The organism is Aeromonas sp. R7-2 (assembly GCF_040908105.1).
Lineage (GTDB): Bacteria > Pseudomonadota > Gammaproteobacteria > Enterobacterales > Aeromonadaceae > Aeromonas > Aeromonas caviae.
This window is the reverse complement of record NZ_JBFODC010000024.1, coordinates 32,122-49,171: the sequence shown is the minus strand read 5'-3', so window position 1 is coordinate 49,171 and position 17,050 is coordinate 32,122. Positions and strand designations below refer to the sequence as shown.

At 57.6% G+C, this 17,050-nt stretch carries 17 protein-coding genes; 15 read left to right on the top strand and 2 right to left on the bottom strand.

From position 1 onward, the window contains the following. Window positions 1-42: 42 nt before the first annotated feature. The 11 genes from ribF (at window position 43) to AB5Y47_RS09745 (ending at window position 12,156) form a co-directional block, all read left to right on the top strand. Complete coding sequence (gene ribF, locus AB5Y47_RS09795; RefSeq protein WP_010673098.1) at window positions 43-1,017, top strand: bifunctional riboflavin kinase/FAD synthetase; 975 nt, start codon at window positions 43-45, stop codon at window positions 1,015-1,017. Further along, on the top strand, window positions 1,017-3,878 hold the full coding sequence (gene ileS / locus AB5Y47_RS09790; protein WP_049636459.1) for an isoleucine--tRNA ligase: 2,862 nt from the start codon (window positions 1,017-1,019) through the stop codon (window positions 3,876-3,878). The genes ribF and ileS overlap by 1 nt, the downstream gene beginning before the upstream one ends. After that, the gene (gene lspA, locus AB5Y47_RS09785) at window positions 3,878-4,381 is read left to right on the top strand and encodes a signal peptidase II (protein WP_010673100.1); all 504 of its coding nucleotides are present in this window, start codon (window positions 3,878-3,880) and stop codon (window positions 4,379-4,381) included. Before ileS ends, lspA begins: the two co-directional genes overlap by 1 nt. Further along, the gene (gene fkpB / locus AB5Y47_RS09780) at window positions 4,378-4,830 is read left to right on the top strand and encodes an FKBP-type peptidyl-prolyl cis-trans isomerase (RefSeq protein WP_041210958.1); all 453 of its coding nucleotides are present in this window, start codon (window positions 4,378-4,380) and stop codon (window positions 4,828-4,830) included. The genes lspA and fkpB overlap by 4 nt, the downstream gene beginning before the upstream one ends. Next, window positions 4,830-5,765: a 4-hydroxy-3-methylbut-2-enyl diphosphate reductase gene (gene ispH / locus AB5Y47_RS09775; protein ID WP_039039990.1), complete on the top strand. Its 936-nt coding sequence runs from the start codon at window positions 4,830-4,832 to the stop codon at window positions 5,763-5,765. The genes fkpB and ispH overlap by 1 nt, the downstream gene beginning before the upstream one ends. A gap of 110 nt (window positions 5,766-5,875) precedes the next feature. Beyond that, on the top strand, window positions 5,876-6,283 hold the full coding sequence (tppA, locus tag AB5Y47_RS09770; protein ID WP_039039991.1) for a type IVa pilus pseudopilin TppA: 408 nt from the start codon (window positions 5,876-5,878) through the stop codon (window positions 6,281-6,283). Between the two features lie 3 nt (window positions 6,284-6,286). Beyond that, window positions 6,287-6,850 carry a type IV pilus modification protein PilV gene (gene pilV, locus AB5Y47_RS09765; RefSeq protein WP_049636458.1) on the top strand — a complete coding sequence of 188 codons (564 nt, stop codon included), beginning with the start codon at window positions 6,287-6,289 and terminating at the stop codon, window positions 6,848-6,850. Further along, complete coding sequence (locus AB5Y47_RS09760; RefSeq protein ID WP_080988614.1) at window positions 6,847-7,848, top strand: PilW family protein; 1,002 nt, start codon at window positions 6,847-6,849, stop codon at window positions 7,846-7,848. Before pilV ends, AB5Y47_RS09760 begins: the two co-directional genes overlap by 4 nt. Next, window positions 7,845-8,288 (top strand): type IVa pilus pseudopilin TppD, encoded by a 444-nt coding sequence (gene tppD / locus AB5Y47_RS09755; RefSeq protein WP_049636457.1) that lies wholly within the window; start codon window positions 7,845-7,847, stop codon window positions 8,286-8,288. Before AB5Y47_RS09760 ends, tppD begins: the two co-directional genes overlap by 4 nt. A 65-nt stretch (window positions 8,289-8,353) precedes the next feature. Next, window positions 8,354-11,875: a pilus assembly protein gene (locus tag AB5Y47_RS09750; RefSeq protein WP_049636532.1), complete on the top strand. Its 3,522-nt coding sequence runs from the start codon at window positions 8,354-8,356 to the stop codon at window positions 11,873-11,875. Continuing rightward, window positions 11,872-12,156 (top strand): TapY2 family type IVa secretion system protein, encoded by a 285-nt coding sequence (locus tag AB5Y47_RS09745; protein ID WP_041210962.1) that lies wholly within the window; start codon window positions 11,872-11,874, stop codon window positions 12,154-12,156. Before AB5Y47_RS09750 ends, AB5Y47_RS09745 begins: the two co-directional genes overlap by 4 nt. Before the next feature lie 13 nt (window positions 12,157-12,169). Here the strand turns inward: AB5Y47_RS09745 and AB5Y47_RS09740 are convergent, their stop codons facing one another. After that, window positions 12,170-12,673 (bottom strand): GspH/FimT family pseudopilin, encoded by a 504-nt coding sequence (locus AB5Y47_RS09740; RefSeq protein ID WP_010673109.1) that lies wholly within the window; start codon window positions 12,671-12,673, stop codon window positions 12,170-12,172. Window positions 12,674-12,810: 137 nt separating this feature from the next. Between AB5Y47_RS09740 and AB5Y47_RS09735 the strand changes: the two genes are divergently transcribed. From AB5Y47_RS09735 to luxS, 4 genes are read left to right on the top strand one after another with little or no spacing between them, the layout of a single operon-like run. Next, entirely contained in the window at window positions 12,811-14,433 is a 1,623-nt protein-coding gene (locus tag AB5Y47_RS09735; protein ID WP_049636456.1) for an NAD+ synthase, read from the top strand. A 9-nt stretch (window positions 14,434-14,442) separates the two neighbouring features. After that, window positions 14,443-14,781 (top strand): nitrogen regulatory protein P-II, encoded by a 339-nt coding sequence (gene glnB, locus AB5Y47_RS09730; RefSeq protein WP_005308848.1) that lies wholly within the window; start codon window positions 14,443-14,445, stop codon window positions 14,779-14,781. Between the two features lie 46 nt (window positions 14,782-14,827). After that, window positions 14,828-15,430, top strand: a complete 603-nt coding sequence (locus AB5Y47_RS09725; protein ID WP_049636455.1) for a transglycosylase SLT domain-containing protein — start codon at window positions 14,828-14,830, stop codon at window positions 15,428-15,430. An 18-nt stretch (window positions 15,431-15,448) separates the two neighbouring features. After that, complete coding sequence (gene luxS / locus AB5Y47_RS09720) at window positions 15,449-15,958, top strand: S-ribosylhomocysteine lyase (protein ID WP_010673112.1); 510 nt, start codon at window positions 15,449-15,451, stop codon at window positions 15,956-15,958. Window positions 15,959-16,019: 61 nt separating this feature from the next. Here the strand turns inward: luxS and AB5Y47_RS09715 are convergent, their stop codons facing one another. Beyond that, window positions 16,020-17,042 (bottom strand): GGDEF domain-containing protein, encoded by a 1,023-nt coding sequence (locus AB5Y47_RS09715; protein ID WP_041214487.1) that lies wholly within the window; start codon window positions 17,040-17,042, stop codon window positions 16,020-16,022. Between the last annotated feature and the right edge of the window lie 8 nt (window positions 17,043-17,050).

Here is a 17,050-nt window from a genome sequence, read left to right as displayed (position 1 = left end):
TATAATCCGCCGATTTCCATGGCAGCAACGTACAAGGCACTGATGGAGCTTATTCGCGGCATTCACAATATCAAGCCCCGTCACCGGGGCTGTGTATTGACCATAGGCAACTTCGATGGGGTTCATCAGGGGCATCACGCGGTGTTGGCCCGTTTGCAGGAGAAGGCCGCCCAACTTGGCCTGCCGGCCTGCGTCATGTTGTTCGAACCCCAGCCGCTGGAGCTGTTTGCGGGCAGTGCCGCGCCCGCCCGCCTCAGCCGCTGGCGGGAGAAGTACGAAGCCCTCAAGGGAATGCAGATCGATCGCATGCTCTGCGTGCGTTTCACCCATCGTTTTGCTGAGCAGGCGGCCAGCACCTTCATCGAGCAACTGCTGGTGGAGAAACTCGGCGTGCACTATCTGGTGGTCGGCGACGATTTTCGCTTCGGCAAGGGGCGGGAAGGGGACTTCCACCTGCTGGAGGAGGCCGGTCGGCGCTTCGGGTTCGAGGTGATCAGCACCCAGAGTTTCCAGCTTTCCCGCCAGCGGGTCAGCAGCACCCTGGTGCGCGAGGCCCTGAAAGCGGGCCGCATGGCGGAGGTGGAGTTGATGCTCGGTCGCCCCTATGCCATCAGCGGCCGGGTGGCCCATGGCGACAAGCTGGGGCGCACCATAGGTTTTCCCACCGCGAATCTGGCCCTCAAACGCCAGGTTGTCCCGGTCGGTGGCGTGTTTGCGGTGGAAGTGATATGTTCCGGCAAGACTTTCCCCGGTGTCGCCAATGTGGGTGTACGTCCGACCTTGAGCGGTACACAAGCCAGATTGGAAGTACATCTATTTGATTTTTCTGGTGATCTATATGGTCAGCAGGTCAAGGTGCTGCTTCGCCACAAGCTGCGCGAAGAGCAGAAATTTGACTCTTTCACCGCCTTGAAAGAGCAGATCGAACGAGATGCCCTGGCGGCCCGAGCCTGGTTCGGGCTGCCACAATTTCATTTACCCAGCACTCTTTTAGAAAAGAAGGGAACCCAGGACTGATGAGCGACTATAAACACACCCTGAATCTGCCGGAAACCGAGTTTCCGATGCGTGGCGATCTGGCCAAACGCGAACCCAACATGTTGAAACGTTGGTACGATCAGGATCTTTACGGCGCCATTCGCCGCGCCAAAGCGGGTAAGCCTTCTTTCATTCTGCACGATGGCCCCCCCTATGCGAACGGCAGCATTCACATCGGTCATTCGGTCAACAAGATCCTCAAAGACATCATCATCAAGTCCAAGGGCCTCTCTGGCTTCGATTCCCCCTATGTGCCGGGCTGGGATTGCCACGGTCTGCCCATCGAGCTGAAAGTGGAAGGCATGGTCGGCAAGCCGGGCGAGAAGGTTTCCGCCGCCGAGTTCCGCGCCGAGTGCCGCAAATACGCCAAGACCCAGATCGAAGCGCAGAAGACCGACTTCATCCGTCTGGGCGTGCTGGGTGACTGGGAACACCCCTACCTGACCATGGATTTTGGGACCGAAGCCAACATCATCCGTTCCATGGCCAAGATCGTTGAAAACGGCCACCTGCATAAAGGCTCCAAGCCGGTGCACTGGTGTACCGATTGCGGCTCCGCGCTGGCTGAAGCAGAAGTGGAGTACTACGACAAGAACTCCCCCTCCATCGACGTGCGCTTCAAGGCCGTCGACGAGGCTGCCGTTGCCGCCAAGTTTGATTGCGCCGAAGGCCACACCGGCAAGGGCGCGCTCTCTGCCGTGATCTGGACCACTACCCCGTGGACCCTGCCGGCCAACCGCGCCATCGCCATGCATGCCGATCTCGACTACGCGCTGGTGCAGGTTGAGGGCGACAATCCCGAGCGTCTGATCCTGGCCGCCGAGCTGGTGAAGGATGTGATGGATCGCGCAGGCATCGATCACTTCCACAACCTGGGTTACGCCAAGGGTGCCGCACTCGAGCTGCTGCGCTTCAACCACCCCTTCTACAGCTTTGACGTACCTGTGGTGCTGGGTGACCACGTTACCCTGGACGCCGGTACCGGCGCGGTGCACACCGCCCCTGGTCACGGTCAGGAAGACTTCGTGGTCGGTCAGAAGTACGGTCTGGAAGTGGCCAACCCGGTTGGCAGCAACGGCGTCTATCTGCCGGATACCGAACTGTTTGCCGGCCAGCACGTGTTCAAGGCCAACGCCTCCGTGGTCGAGGTGCTGACCGAGCGCGGTGCCCTGCTGCACCACAAGGTATTCAACCACTCTTACCCGCACTGCTGGCGTCACAAGACCCCGATCATCTTCCGTGCCACCCCCCAGTGGTTCATCAGCATGGAGCAGAAGGGTCTGCGCAAGCGTGCTCTGGAAGAGATCGAGCGTATCGAGAAAGAGGGCATTGCCGAACACGGCCAGAGCGGCTGGGTCCCGGCCTGGGGCAAGAATCGCATCCAGGCGATGGTCGAGAACCGTCCCGACTGGTGTATCTCCCGTCAGCGTACCTGGGGCGTGCCCATCTCCCTGTTCGTTCACAAGGATACCCAGGCGCTGCACCCGGATTCCGTGCGCCTGATGGAAGAGGTGGCCAAGCGGGTCGAGCAGTCCGGCATCCAGGCCTGGTGGGATCTGGACAAGGCCGAGCTGCTGGGCGTCGATGCCGACAACTACGAGAAGGTGCCCGACACCCTGGACGTCTGGTTTGACTCCGGCTCTACCCATGCCTCCGTGGTCGATGCCCGTCCCGAGTTCAACGGCAAGCCGGCCGACATGTATCTGGAAGGCTCTGACCAGCACCGTGGCTGGTTCATGTCATCCTTGATGATCGGCGTGGCGATGAAAGACAAGGCTCCCTACAACCAGGTGCTGACTCACGGCTTCACCGTGGATGGTCAGGGCCGCAAGATGTCCAAGTCCATCGGCAACGTGGTAAGCCCGCAAGATGTGATGAACAAGCTGGGTGCCGACATCCTGCGTCTGTGGGTAGCGAGCACTGACTACACCGGCGAGATGACCGTCTCCGACGAGATCCTCAAGCGCTCCGCCGACGCCTATCGTCGTATCCGCAACACTGCCCGTTTCCTCTTGGCCAACCTGAACGGCTTCAATCCGGCGACCGACATGGTGGCGCCTGCCGACATGGTCGTGGTGGATCGCTGGGCCGTAGGCCGTGCCAAAGCGGTACAAACCGAGATCGTGACCGCGTTCGATGAGTACAACTTCCACGGCGTGACCCAGAAGCTGATGCAGTTCTGCTCCATCGAGATGGGTTCCTTCTATCTGGACGTCATCAAGGATCGTCAGTACACAGCCAAGGCTGACAGCCTGGCCCGTCGCTCCTGCCAGACCGCCCTCTATCACATCGCCGAAGCCATGGTGCGTTGGATGGCGCCCATCATGAGCTTCACTGCCGACGAGATCTGGGCCCTGCTGCCGGGCGAGCGCGGCGAGTTCGTGTTCACCGAGGAGTGGTACGACGGCCTGTTCGGGCTGGAAGCGGGCGAAGTGCTGAACGACGAGTTCTGGGCCGAGATCCTCACCGTGCGCGGTGAAGTGAACAAGGCGCTGGAAGTGGCCCGTGGCGAGAAGCGCATCGGCGGTTCTCTGCAGGCCGAACTGACCCTGTTCGCCAAGCCTGAGCTGGCCGCGCGTCTGAACGCATTGGCCGATGAGCTGCGCTTCGTGCTGCTCACCTCCAAGGCCAAGGTAGTCAGCGTCGATGCCGCACCGGCAGAGGCCGTGGCAACCGAGCGCGATGACCTGTGGCTCTGCGTGGCCCAGTCTGCCGCCGCCAAGTGCGATCGCTGCTGGCACCATGTGGAAGACGTGGGCACCATCGCGGGGCACGAAGAGATCTGTGGCCGCTGCGTCACCAACGTCGAGGGTGACGGCGAAACGCGTCAATTTGCCTGATGAACATGACTCAACATAAAAGTGGCCTGCGTTGGCTGTGGCTGGCGGTGCTGGCCTTCGTACTGGACCAGGCGAGCAAGCTCGCCGTGGTCAAGCTGCTGCCGTTTGGCTACCCGGGGGTGGAGATCACCCCCTTCTTCAACCTGGTCCATGTCTACAACAAGGGAGCGGCTTTCAGCTTCCTGGCAGATCAGGGAGGCTGGCAGCGTTGGTTCTTCGCCGTGCTGGCGTTCGCCATCTGTGGCCTGCTGATCCACTGGCTACGCAAGCAGTCGGTCACCCAGCGCTGGAGCGGTATCGCCTACAGCCTGATCATCGGCGGGGCGCTCGGCAACGTGTTTGACCGGCTGGTGCTGGGCCATGTGGTCGACTTCCTCGACTTTTACTGGCAGCGCGCCCACTGGCCGGCGTTCAATCTGGCCGACAGCTTCATCTTCATCGGTGCCGCCATGATCGTGCTGGACGGCTTCCGTGGCGAGAAAAAACAGGACGCGACCTCATGAGCCAGCTGATTGCTGCGGACAGCAGTGTGCTGTTCCATTTCTCTATCAAACTGGAAGATGGCTCGGTGGCCGACAGCACGGCGCTGCACGGCAAGCCTGCCCGTCTGCGGATGGGAGACGGTAGTCTGACGCCGAGCTTCGAGCAATGCCTGCTGGGGCTGCGCGAAGGGGAGAGCAAGAGCTTTACCCTGGCGCCGGAAGAGGCGTTCGGCCTCTCCAATCCCGACAACATCTACCATCTCGATCGCGCCAAATTCGGTAACGAAGTTGAGCCCAAGGTGGGTACCATCATTCTGTTCGACCAGCCCAACGGCAGCGAACTGCCCGGGATCATCCGGGCGGTGGAAGGGATGTCGGTCACGGTCGATTTCAACCACCCCCTGGCCGGTCACACCGTCACCTTCGAGGTGGAGATCCTGGGAGTTGATGACGAGGAGAAGGTGCACTGATGGATATTCTGCTGGCTAACCCCCGTGGCTTCTGTGCCGGTGTCGACCGGGCCATCAGCATCGTCGAGAGCGCGCTGGAGAAGTTCGGTGCCCCCATCTATGTCCGTCACGAAGTGGTGCACAACCGCTACGTGGTGAACAAGCTCAAGGAGGCGGGTGCCGTTTTCGTCGAAGAGCTGGACGAGGTGCCGGATGACAGCATCGTCATCTTCTCCGCTCACGGTGTCGCCAAGGTCGTGCGCGAGATGGCCAAATCCCGCGCCCTCAAGGTGTTCGATGCCACCTGTCCGCTGGTGACCAAGGTGCACATGGAGGTCCATCGCGCCAGTCGCAAGGGCTCCGAAGCCGTGCTCATCGGCCATGCCGGCCACCCCGAGGTGATCGGCACCATGGGACAGTACGAGAACAGTGAGGGTGGCATGTATCTGGTGGAGACGCCGGAAGATGTGGCCAAACTCAAGGTGAAGAACCCGGACGACCTCTGTTTCGTCACCCAGACGACACTCAGCGTGGATGAGACGTCAGACGTCATCGATGCCTTGCGTGCGCACTTCCCCAAGATCCAGGGGCCGCGCAAGGATGACATCTGCTACGCCACCCAGAACCGCCAGGATGCGGTGCGGGAGATGGCCGGGCTGGTGGATGCCATGCTGGTGGTGGGATCGCGCAACTCTTCCAACTCCAACCGACTGCGGGAGCTGGCCGAGAAGGTGGGCGCCAAGGCCTACCTCATCGACGACGCCTCCATGATTGAGCCGCAATGGCTGGACGGAGTTGCCCGTATCGGGGTCACGGCGGGTGCGTCAGCCCCCGATGTGCTTGTTCAGAATGTCATTGCCCGTCTGCGCGAGCTGGGAGGCAAGATAGTGACCGAGCATCCTGGCCGGGAAGAGAATGTGGTGTTTGAAGTGCCGCCCGAGCTTAGAATTATTTAAATGTGGCCAGGATGGCCTGAGAATAAAGAGTTATGTTCCTGATGCCGGATTTGTCGTTGCGACCTATCCGGCATTAGACTATATGAACCGCCAGTCACCAAGGATGGGATATGATTGGGTTCTATCGAGGCTTTTCTCTCATTGAATTGATGATTGTCGTCGCAATCGTGGCGATTCTTGGCACTATTGCCTATCCCTCCTATCAGCGTTACCTGCTGTCCAGCCACCGAATTGATGCCAAAAAAATGCTGTTGGACGCCGCCAACAGACAAGAAACCTATTTTATGGATTTCAATCGGTATACCTCATCCGCAGCCGACTTGAATATCTCGGAGAACTCCGAATCCGGCTTCTATCACCTGGTCATCTCGGCCGGGGTCAATACATACATCCTGTTTGCCACGGCCTCTGGTGCACAGGGGTCAGACAGCGACTGCATCATTTTCTCCATCGACCAGGATGGTACCCGGAGTGCCACGCGGCTCGGGGATACTGTCAACAATGCTTGCTGGGACTAGGCGATGAAACCACTGCGTCATCGACACATAAGGGGATTCAGCCTGCTGGAGGTGCTGATTGCGGCCGTGGTGCTCTCCTTCGGCTTGCTGGGATTGGTTGCCATGCAGGTCACCGCCAAGTTTTCCAGCTACGAAGCGCGTCAGCGCACCATCGCCATCTGGCTAGCCAATGATCTGGTGGAACGCGCCAGGATCAACAAAGACAGCTGGGCTGGTCAGGGAACGACAGTGGTATCCGGCAACGCGATCCTGGATATGCCGAGCTGTGCCAACAACAATGGCACCATGTCGGATTGCAGCAGGACAGAGCGGCAGGCACTGGACCTCTTCTACTGGCAGCAGTCCCTGCTGGGAACCGCGGTATCCGGTGCCGCGTCACCTCTGCAATCTCCGGTAGGCTGCGTGATTCGTGGCGCCAACAACAGTTTGACCATAGGGATCTTCTGGCAGGGGCGGGAGTCTTTGTCCGATGGTGCCGGTGCAGTTGCCGCGGTGCGCAACAGTTGTGGGCTGGGCAATGCGGCAGACAGACAGAGGCGTCAGTTCGTACTGACGACCACACTATGAATGCCCGCGGCTTCACCCTGATTGAATGGTTGATTGCCATGTTGATTGGCGTATTTCTGGTCGGTGGCGGCTTGAGCATCTTCGTGGCTTCCCGTGCCACAACGGAGGATGCTTTCGATCAGAGCGAGTTGCAGGAGAATGGACGTATTGCGATGCGTCTGGTGACCCAGGACCTGAAGTGGGCGGGCTTCTGGGGGGACTACACCGGTTCCCCCATGGCAACGGGGCAAGGCGTGACTCTCAGCAGCGGGTCTACGGTGCTTTCGGCGAACGATTGTCTGGACAATTTGGGGCGTGGCAGCTTGCCACCCAGCGTGGGAACAAATCGGGGGGTCTGGGTCGCTCGGGTGGACAACAACAGGGCGATTAACGGGGGGGCTTTTGCCTGTATTCCCGTGACGTCACGTATTGCCAATACGGATGTCATCAGCATCAAGCGATTGATTGGGCAGCCCCTGGCCGATGCCGCAGCTACTGGCAATCGCTTCTATCTTGCTACTACGACGCAAGCGGCGCTGATGTTCAAAGGGGGAGAAACAGTGCCCACGATGACAGATATGCCGGCTCGTCAGCTCTGGGAATATCAGCACTTTATCTATTATCTCGCTCCCAATGCCGCAGGCAACCCGGAACTGAGAAAGCGTTATCTGACAGCCAATGGGGGCTCGGTTCTGATCGGAGGCCCCATGGCGGAAGGGATTGAGCGCATGACGGTGTTGTTTGGTGTTGACGACACTCCTGTTGCCGATGGGGTTATTGATCGCTATGTCGCGTCTACAAACGTGACCGAGCAGGAATGGAGTGAAGGGCGTGTCGTTGCTGCTCGTGTCTTTATTCTGGTGCGATCATCGCAAGCATCCAGCAGTTATGTGAACAACAACATCTATCAGGTAGGCAGTACCAGCGTATCAGGCAATGGGGATGGATTTCGTCGTTTGCTGCTGGAGAGCAGCGTGTCGCTGCGTAACCCGGTGGTCATGACTGGAGGTGGTTCATGAGGTCTCAGCATGGCGTAGCCCTGATCGTCGCTCTGATCATCCTGGTACCTCTGACGCTGATCGCCGTGGTGGTGATGCAGTCCTCCGGGCAGGATCTCAAGATGGCAGGCTCTGCGGCCAATTTCAGGCAGGCAGAACACAGACTGGAAGGCATCATCGAAGCGGCGGTACAGAGCAATAACATATCGACGGTGATTGCAGGCATGGGGTCTGCGCTGGGGGCGAGTGCTGCCATCAGTGTCAATAGCAGCAATAATTCAGCCAGTGTGGCCCTCACCAATCGTACGGAAACTGTCTGCAAACGCAAGGTGGATGCCAGCAGCAGCAATGTGATTCCTGTATGCAAATATGTCGAGCTACAGGCCGGTGTCAATTATGGAAAATATTCTCGCCCGCTGACCTGGACTGCGGGTGTGGAACAGCCACTGCTCACAAAATAGGAGCGAAGGATATGTGGTTACAACGATTCGGTTCAATTTTATGCTGGTGCAGTCTTGTTTTTGGCATGACGTCAACACGAGCCGATGACACCGAGCTTTTTATATACGACTTTAATAAGGCTGGTGATTTCAGACCTAAAGTGCTGTTGATATTTGATAACTCCGGCAGTATGGCTGACACCATGGAACAGATAAAGGAAGCTTATAATCCAGCGACTGTCTATCCAGCCTTAAGCAATGATCCCGACAAAAGCAATACTAAACAATATATCTATTTTTCAACCGATGGGAGCATTCCCGCTATTAATAGCAACAAGCGTTTCTCCGACAAACTGAACGCTTGTGCCACCTCCAAGGGACCTCTTGCAAGTATCGGTTATTTTCAGTCGCAAGTCTGGACTTATGAAGTGACAAACGGCAGTCCTCCGGGGAGAGGGAGAGGGAGCTGGTATTCAATTAGTGGTTATCAGGAAAACAACATCGACTTGGTCGATTGCAAGCAGGATGTCACCGCAAATAACCCTGCGAACCCATACACAGGCACCTGGAGTGTTGGCACCGGGTATCCGGTCAATAAAACCAGCAATAATCAAGGCTCATGGTTTTATACAGCGGCAACAAGAGATTCTGTTAATGCCAGCAATACAGCCGTAGTGCTTTATTCTGCCAACTATATCAGGTGGTATTACGGGCCTACGGGTTACTCTATAGAATCTCGTCTGCGTATTGCCAAAGATGCAGTCAAAGGATTGATATCATCTGCACCCGGGGTTGATTTTGGTCTGGCTATTTTCAACAGGAATGACAGTAGCAGTACCAATGGCGGCAGAGTTGTCCGGGATATTCTGGGTAGCGAGATCACGTTGTCGAATGGCAAGACCGGAGAACAAGACCTGCTCGACAGGGTCGAAGGACTGACCGCCAGTACCAACACACCATTATGTGAGACGTTGAGTGAGGCGTATCGCTTCTTCGGGGGACGAAGCGTTGTTTATGGCTTGCAAGGAGGCACGCGAGATACGACCGCCGAAAGCCCGACAGGTACCTATCAAGCCCCCTATGACAACTGCTCAAACAACGGTTACGTCATATACATCACCGATGGAGAGCCGACTCAGGACGGGGATGCCAATACCTTTGTCCAAGGATTGATAAATACATTGTCCAGCGATGAAAAAGCGGCTTATGGCACTACCGTTACTTATGGGTCAGGGAACAGGTCCAGCAGCTATCTGGCCGCATTGGCGGGTTATATGAAACACAAGGATGTGAATGCCGTTTCCCCTGGTACCCAGACAGTCACGACCTTTACCGTCGGGTTTGGTGACGAGGCGATAAGCGGGGCCGGTAATTTGCTTGCTGAAACTGCCCGTCGTGGTGGCGGCGTTTATTATCCGGCAACCAACGCCTCTGCCTTGAGTGATGCGTTGAAGGCATCGCTGCTGGCGATCCTGCGGATCAATACCTCGCTGGTGTCCCCCGCCATTGCCAGCAACAACTTTGACCGGACACGCAGTCTCAACAACATCTACTACGCCATGTTTGAGCCGGATGATGGTCCCAGATGGCGGGGCAATCTGAAAAAACTGATCTTTTCTCCTGACGGTTATGTGGCTGACAGCCGGGGACTGCCTGCTATCAAGTTTGATGGCACCATCATCGACAGTGCCCAGACTTTCTGGTCATCCGGCCGTGACGGGAACGTTGTGGCCGAAGGTGGGGCGCAAGAGATGTTGGCGGGAAAAAGCAACCGCAGTCTCTATGTCATCAACAATGCCCAGACCCGTCTCGATCAGCTGACCAAGGCAAATCTGGTGACGCAGGCTGGCAGTGAAGCCGCGCTCATGACCTTCATGCAGGCAGTTACGACGACTGAACTCGATTCCCTGATCAACTGGACCAAGGGGTTGGATGTCGACGATGAGGACTTTGATACATCAACCCTGATCCGCACCCATATCATGGGTGACCCCCTTCACTCACGTCCTCTGGTGCTGAACTATGGCCCGCAATCCGGCAGCCCGACGGATGCGCCGGACTTGCGTATTCTGTTTGGGACCAATGCCGGTTTTCTGCATATGTTCAAGGACATGGGGAGCACCATAGACGAAAGCTGGGCGGCGATACCTTATGAGTTCATGGCCAATCAGAAGGCGCTGCGTCTCAATGCGGAATCAGCCGAACATATCTACGGTGTTGACTCTTCTCCGGTGGCCCTTATCAAAGATGCCAATCGCAACGGGGTGCTGAAATCCTCGGAGAGCGATTTTGTATGGGTATTCACCGGCTTGAGGAGCGGCGGCAAAGCCTATTATGCATTCAACGTTTCCAGCCCGGATACGCCGACACTGAAATGGCGTCTGAACAGTCTGACGACTGGTTTTGGTGAGCTGGGGCTGACCTGGTCGGTGCCGGAAGTCGCGTTTGTGCCGGGAGTCAGTGACCCCGTGCTTATCTTTGCTGGCGGTTATGACGTGAACAAGAGCGTGCTGGGATTGGGAACCAGTGACAGCATGGGGAGAGGTATCTACATCGTCAATGCCGATACTGGGGCGCTGATATTCAGTGCGACCCCTGCTGCGACTTCAACCAGCAACCTCAGGGTCACGGGGATGACCGACAGTATGCCCGGGTCGGTAGCTACGCTTGACAGCGATGGTGATGGCAAAGTCGATCGCATCTATGTGGGTGATACGGGGGGCAATATCTGGCGCATGGATCTCCCAGGCACCAACAAATCTGACTGGAGCGTCTTCAAATTTGCCAGCCTGGGGTCGGATGTCACTCAAGCCGATGATCGCCGTTTCTTCACCCAGCCTATCGTGGTGCGTACCATCAACAAGCAGGTCACCCGCACCGTTGTGGGAGGGAATGTGGTCTACTCCTATCAGGATCGTCCCTTTGATGCAGTGCTGATTGGGAGTGGAGACCGCAATCGCCCCTCATCGGAAGCGACTGTCCGCAATGGCTATTTCATGTTGCGTGATTATGATGTCGTGCCGCGTGCCGCCAATGCGCAGGCGAGAAGCCCCATCTTGATTACTGACCTCTATGATGTGACCTCTGATCCTTTGTCTGCCCAGACAAATACGGATGGAATATTGGCGACCAAGGCGGGAATTACCACTGCCAAAGGGTGGGTCAATTGGTTGAACGAACCGGGTGAGAAATCCATGGGGGCCGGGGTCGTACTTCAGGGCAAGCTTTACTTCACCTCGTTCCTGCCGCAAGTGCAGTCGTTCCAGCAATGCACCATTCAATCCATCGGGGCTGCACGCCAATACATGGTAGACATGCATTATGGCAGTTCCTTCCGTTATGTGGTTGATCTTGAAGGCAACCAGACACCTGAGCGTTATGTCGAAGTACAGAACAAGGTTGCCGACGATTTGGTGGTGCATGCAGGAGACGATGCCAAGATCCGCATTATTGGAGGCGGTGTCGGGGAAGAGGTCATCCTGAAAGATGAAGGGGATGGTGAGCCTGAGCGTTGTACCGGAGCGGGAGAGTGCAACCAGGGGGCAGAGGAGGCTGAGATGGATATGTCGCCCAAGAAAATTTACCTCTACGAAGGAGAGGCGCAATGAAAACACGCAGCGGGGTGTTGGGTTTGTGCCTCTTGTTATCCGGGTCCGTCTTGGCAGATGACATAAAATGTTATGTCGAGCTGGTTAACGGCCAGAAGGTTGTCCTGCACGGTACTGTGGCAGACAACACGCCAAAGGCGGTGCAGGATAAATTCAAACAAAGAGGATACGAGGTGGATGGTGCGGTACAGCCTGTGAAGAAAATCCTGGAATGCCGCACTGCGGAGGAAAATTTCCAGTCAAAAGAGGGTCAGCAACAGGATGCCCGTCAACTGCGATAGCGAAGGACTTCATTCAGAGGCAGATATTTGCCTGGGTAGATTGGGTGGTGCGGCCGGAGGGAGAGATGACCAGATTTATCTGGGCATTTCCTGAACGACACAGCGTGATGGTGGCATTGGTACCCAGGCTGGTGCCATCAGGGCTGAAGGTAGTGGAAGTTCGATTGTTTGCAGCAGTCAGCGAGTCAGATAGCTGAGGGCTTCTTGCCAGGATCTGCTCACCGTTATTGAAAATGTCATTGCCATTACCGTCGACGAACACGAGGAATTGGGTCGGATTGGCGGTGACACAATTGTCACTGGCATTGGCAAGGCACACAGTGACAGATTGCTGGTTGTCGATGGCTTGGCTACGAGCAAAACGCAGATATTTCAAGAGTGTGCGAGATTCAAATTTCAAGGCATTCTCATTGAGCAGGCTCGACATGGCCGGTGCACCAATACCAAGCAAGATGACCCCCAGACTGACGGCGATCATCAGTTCCAGCAGGGTGAATCCTTTCTCGTCCTTGATCATGGCAATATCTCCCTCGATTAGTTACATCTTATCTCCAGACAGCCAGAACACCAGCGCAAAGCCCAAGTGTTGAGCTGGCACAGCCAGCGCCTTTTCTTTATCATTCCCCATCATTTTCGAATTCAAGATGCATCGCCATGGCAAAAGCCCTCTCTCTGATGCTTGCCCAGTTAAATCTGACGGTAGGCGCCATCGAAGATAACTGTGACAAGGTACTGGCGGCAGCAGCCCTGGCCGATCAGCAAGGGGCCGATCTGCTGGTTTGCTCCGAGCTGGCCTTGACAGGATACCCGCCTGAGGATCTGCTGTTGCGCGCCGACCTGATGATCCGGGTCGAGGCCGCTCTGTCCCGCATCGCGGCATGGCAGGGACAATGTGCCATTCTGGTGGGCCATCCCTGGCGCGAAGAGGGGGCGCTTTACAATACGGCGTCTCTCTATGAGCTCGGTCAACTGCGGGCACGTTATTTCAAACAGGACTTGCCCAACTACGGGGTGTTCGACGAGAAGCGCTACTTCACTGCGGCGACCGATACCTGTGTGGTGTCGTTCCGTGGCCATCAGCTGGGTTTGCTCATCTGCGAAGATCTCTGGCAGCCGGGTCCGGCGCTGGCCGCCAAGGCGGCGGGGGCCGAGCTGCTGCTCACCATCAATGCCTCTCCTTATGATCAGGAAAAACCCTGGATCCGCCGCGAACTGATGGCGGAACGCTGCGATCAGACCGGCCTACCGCTCATCTACCTCAACCAGGTATGCGGCCAGGACGAGCTGATCTTCGATGGCTGCTCCAAAGTGTTCAACAGCCAGGGCGAGCTGACCCACAAGCTTGCTCCGTTTGCCGAAGAGCTGGCGCTGGTGCGCTTTGCCGATGGTCAGCCGGTGAAGGAGCGGGAACCCGCCGCGCCGCTGGAGCCGTTGGCCGAGACCTATCAGGCCCTGGTGCTGGCGGTGCGCGACTATGTCACCAAGAACGGTTTTCAGGGCGCCGTGCTGGGCCTCTCCGGCGGCATCGACTCGGCGCTGACCCTGGCCATTGCGGCCGACGCCATCGGGGCGAACAAGGTGCAGGCGGTGATGATGCCGTTCCGCTACACCGCCCAAATGAGCGTGGAGGATGCCAAGGAGCAGGCCGAGCGGATGAGGGTGGAGTTCAACATCATCTCCATCGAACCCATGTTCGAAGGCTTCATGACCCAGCTGGCACCTCTGTTTGAAGGCACCGCCCGCGACACCACCGAAGAGAACCTGCAGGCCCGCTGCCGCGGTGTGCTCTTGATGGCGCTGTCCAACAAGCGCCGCCGTATCGTGCTGACCACTGGCAACAAGAGCGAGATGGCCGTGGGATACGCCACGCTGTATGGCGACATGGCGGGTGGCTTTGATGTGCTCAAGGACGTCCCCAAGACCCTGGTCTTCAAGCTGTGCGAATATCGCAACAGCGTGGAGTACGTGATCCCGCAGCGGGTCATCGATCGTCCCCCGTCGGCCGAACTGGCACCGGATCAGGTGGACCAGGACAGCCTGCCCCCCTATGACATTCTGGATGCCATCCTCAAGCGCTACGTGGAAGAGGATGCGTCTGTCGCCGACATGGTGGCGGAAGGTTTCGAAGAGGCGGTGGTACGCAAGGTGATCCGCCTGGTGGATCTCAACGAATACAAGCGCCGTCAGGCCGCCGTCGGCCCCCGCATCACTGCTCGCAACTTTGGTAAGGACCGCCGCTATCCCATCACGTCCGGGTTCGGCAAACAGAACTGGTAAGGAGTCACCATGAAGAAGATTGAAGCCATCATCAAACCGTTCAAGCTGGACGATGTACGCGAGGCCCTGGCCGAGATCGGCATCAACGGCATGACAGTGTCCGAGGTCAAGGGGTTCGGCCGCCAGAAGGGCCATACCGAGCTCTATCGCGGTGCCGAGTACATGGTCGACTTCCTGCCCAAGGTCAAGGTGGAGCTGGTGGTGCAGGACGAGGATCTCGATGCCTGCCTGGAAGCCATCCAGAACACAGCGCGTACCGGCAAGATCGGCGATGGCAAGATCTTCGTCTGCGAGGTGGAACGCGTCATTCGTATTCGTACTGGTGAAGAGAACGAAGACGCGATCTGATGTGGTGGATGTGCCCTGTGATGAACAGCAAGAGTCTGTCGTTCTGATGTCGTTGTACCGTATCGGGGTCGTGGCGGCGTGCTTGATGGCACTCACCGCGTGCAGTACCCGGCCGCCGGCCCAGCCGGAAAACCTGTGCCAGATCTTTCGGGAGAAACCCGAGTGGCACGAGGCGGCGCTCAAGATGAACGAGAAGTGGGGGACACCTGTCCAGGTAGTGATGGCCATGATGTACCAGGAATCTTCCTTCGTGCATGATGCCCAGCCGCCGATGCAGTATTTCCTCTTCATCCCCACCGGGCGGGCCAGTTCAGCCTACGGCTATGCCCAGGTGAAAGACGAAACCTGGGCCGACTACCAGCGGGAAACCGGCAACAGCTGGAGCGATCGCGACGACTTTGCCGACGCCATCGATTTCATGGGCTGGTACACTCACAAGGCACAGCGGCTCAACGGCACGTCCAAGTGGGATGCCTATGGCCAGTATCTCAATTATCACGAAGGCTGGGGGGGCTACCGACGTGGCAGCTACCGCAGCAAGGGATGGCTGATGAAGGTCTCCCGCAAGGTGGAGGCCCGTGCCCAGCGCTACGGTGCCCAGTATCGACAATGCAAGGATCAGCTCTCCAGCGGGGGCTGGTTCTGGTAACCAAATCAGGAGTCAGAAATGCCGTTATTGGACAGTTTTACCGTCGACCATACCCGCATGGCCGCCCCGGCAGTGCGAGTGGCGAAGACCATGCAGACCCCGAACAAGGACACCATCACCGTGTTCGACCTGCGTTTCTGCGTGCCGAACGAGGAGATCCTCTCCGAGCGCGGCATCCATACCCTGGAGCATCTTTTTGCCGGCTTCATGCGTGATCATCTCAATGGGAATGGGGTGGAGATCATCGACATCTCTCCCATGGGTTGCCGCACCGGCTTCTACATGAGCCTGATCGGTGCGCCGGATGAAGCCCGTGTTGGCGCTGCCTGGCAGGCCGCCATGAGCGACGTGCTGACCGTGCAGGATCAGGGCAAGATCCCCGAGCTGAACGAATACCAGTGCGGTACTTACAGCATGCACTCGCTGGAAGAGGCCCATGCCATCGCCCGCCATGTGCTGGAGCGCGGTATCGGTGTCAACCACAATGACGAGCTGGCCCTGCCGGAAGAGAAGCTGAAAAGCCTCTGATCCCGAGAAGGGAAGCTTGAAAAAGGCCGGTCAATGACCGGCCTTTTTGCATCTGGTGGGATCAGGAGGGCAGTGGCATCACCCGATTGCGTCCCAGCTCCTTGGCCTTGTAGAGCAGCTTGTCGGTACGCTCGATCAGGGTGTCTGCCGTCTCCTGGGGGATGTATTCCCCCACGCCGAACGAGGCGGTGATGTGATCGATGCGTCGCCCGGATTTGCGATCCAGAATCGACATCCGCTCGATGACGCGACGCAGGCTCTCGGCCATCTGGCGGGTCAGCGCCAGGGCGCGGTTTGGCACCAAGAGGGCAAACTCCTCACCCCCCAGGCGATAGGCGGTTATGCCCTCCTTGCTGGCCTCTCGCAGCCGCTTGCCGACGATGCGCAGCACCTGGTCCCCCAGCAGATGTCCGTATTCGTCGTTGAAGTTCTTGAAGCGATCGATATCGGTCAGGATCAGGGAGAAGGGCTGCTTGCTGCGAATGAGGCTGTCCATCTCGAGATCGAAGGCGCGTCGATTGAGCAGAGACGTGAGCGGGTCCTCGGTGGCGAGCTTCCTCGTCTCGTTCAGGGCCTGTTTCAGCTCCTTTATCTCTTTCTCGGCGCTGCTGAGCTGGTTGCGAAAGTGGAGGGTGGACATGCGTACGTCACGTGACTCGCGCACGAGATCCCGCAGGATCCCCATGGTGTCTTCCAGGCTGAGCCCCTCGTCATCAATCTTGCTCAGCTTGTCGAAACTCTTGTCGAGCATCTCCTGAAACAGCCCGGTATCGGAGATGGCATCCTGCATCGAGTGACTCAGCTCGCTGGCCATGGCCGCCAGATTAAGTTTCATCGCCTCCATCTGCTGCTCGTCCTGAGCCGCAAGGTGCTGGTGGTAGAGACGCTCACAGGTGGTCAGGGAGAAGGTCCCCTGTTGTTTTATCGCCTGATCGACGGCATGGTTGAGTTCGGGCATGTCGCCGGAGACATAGCTGTACCAAAGGTGATAGTTGTTCGGCGTGGTGGGAATTTGATACTTGATCATCAGGGGAACCGCCTGTTTCAAATAGGCGGCAGATTGGGCGAACGAGTCCTTGCTCATGAGTTCCG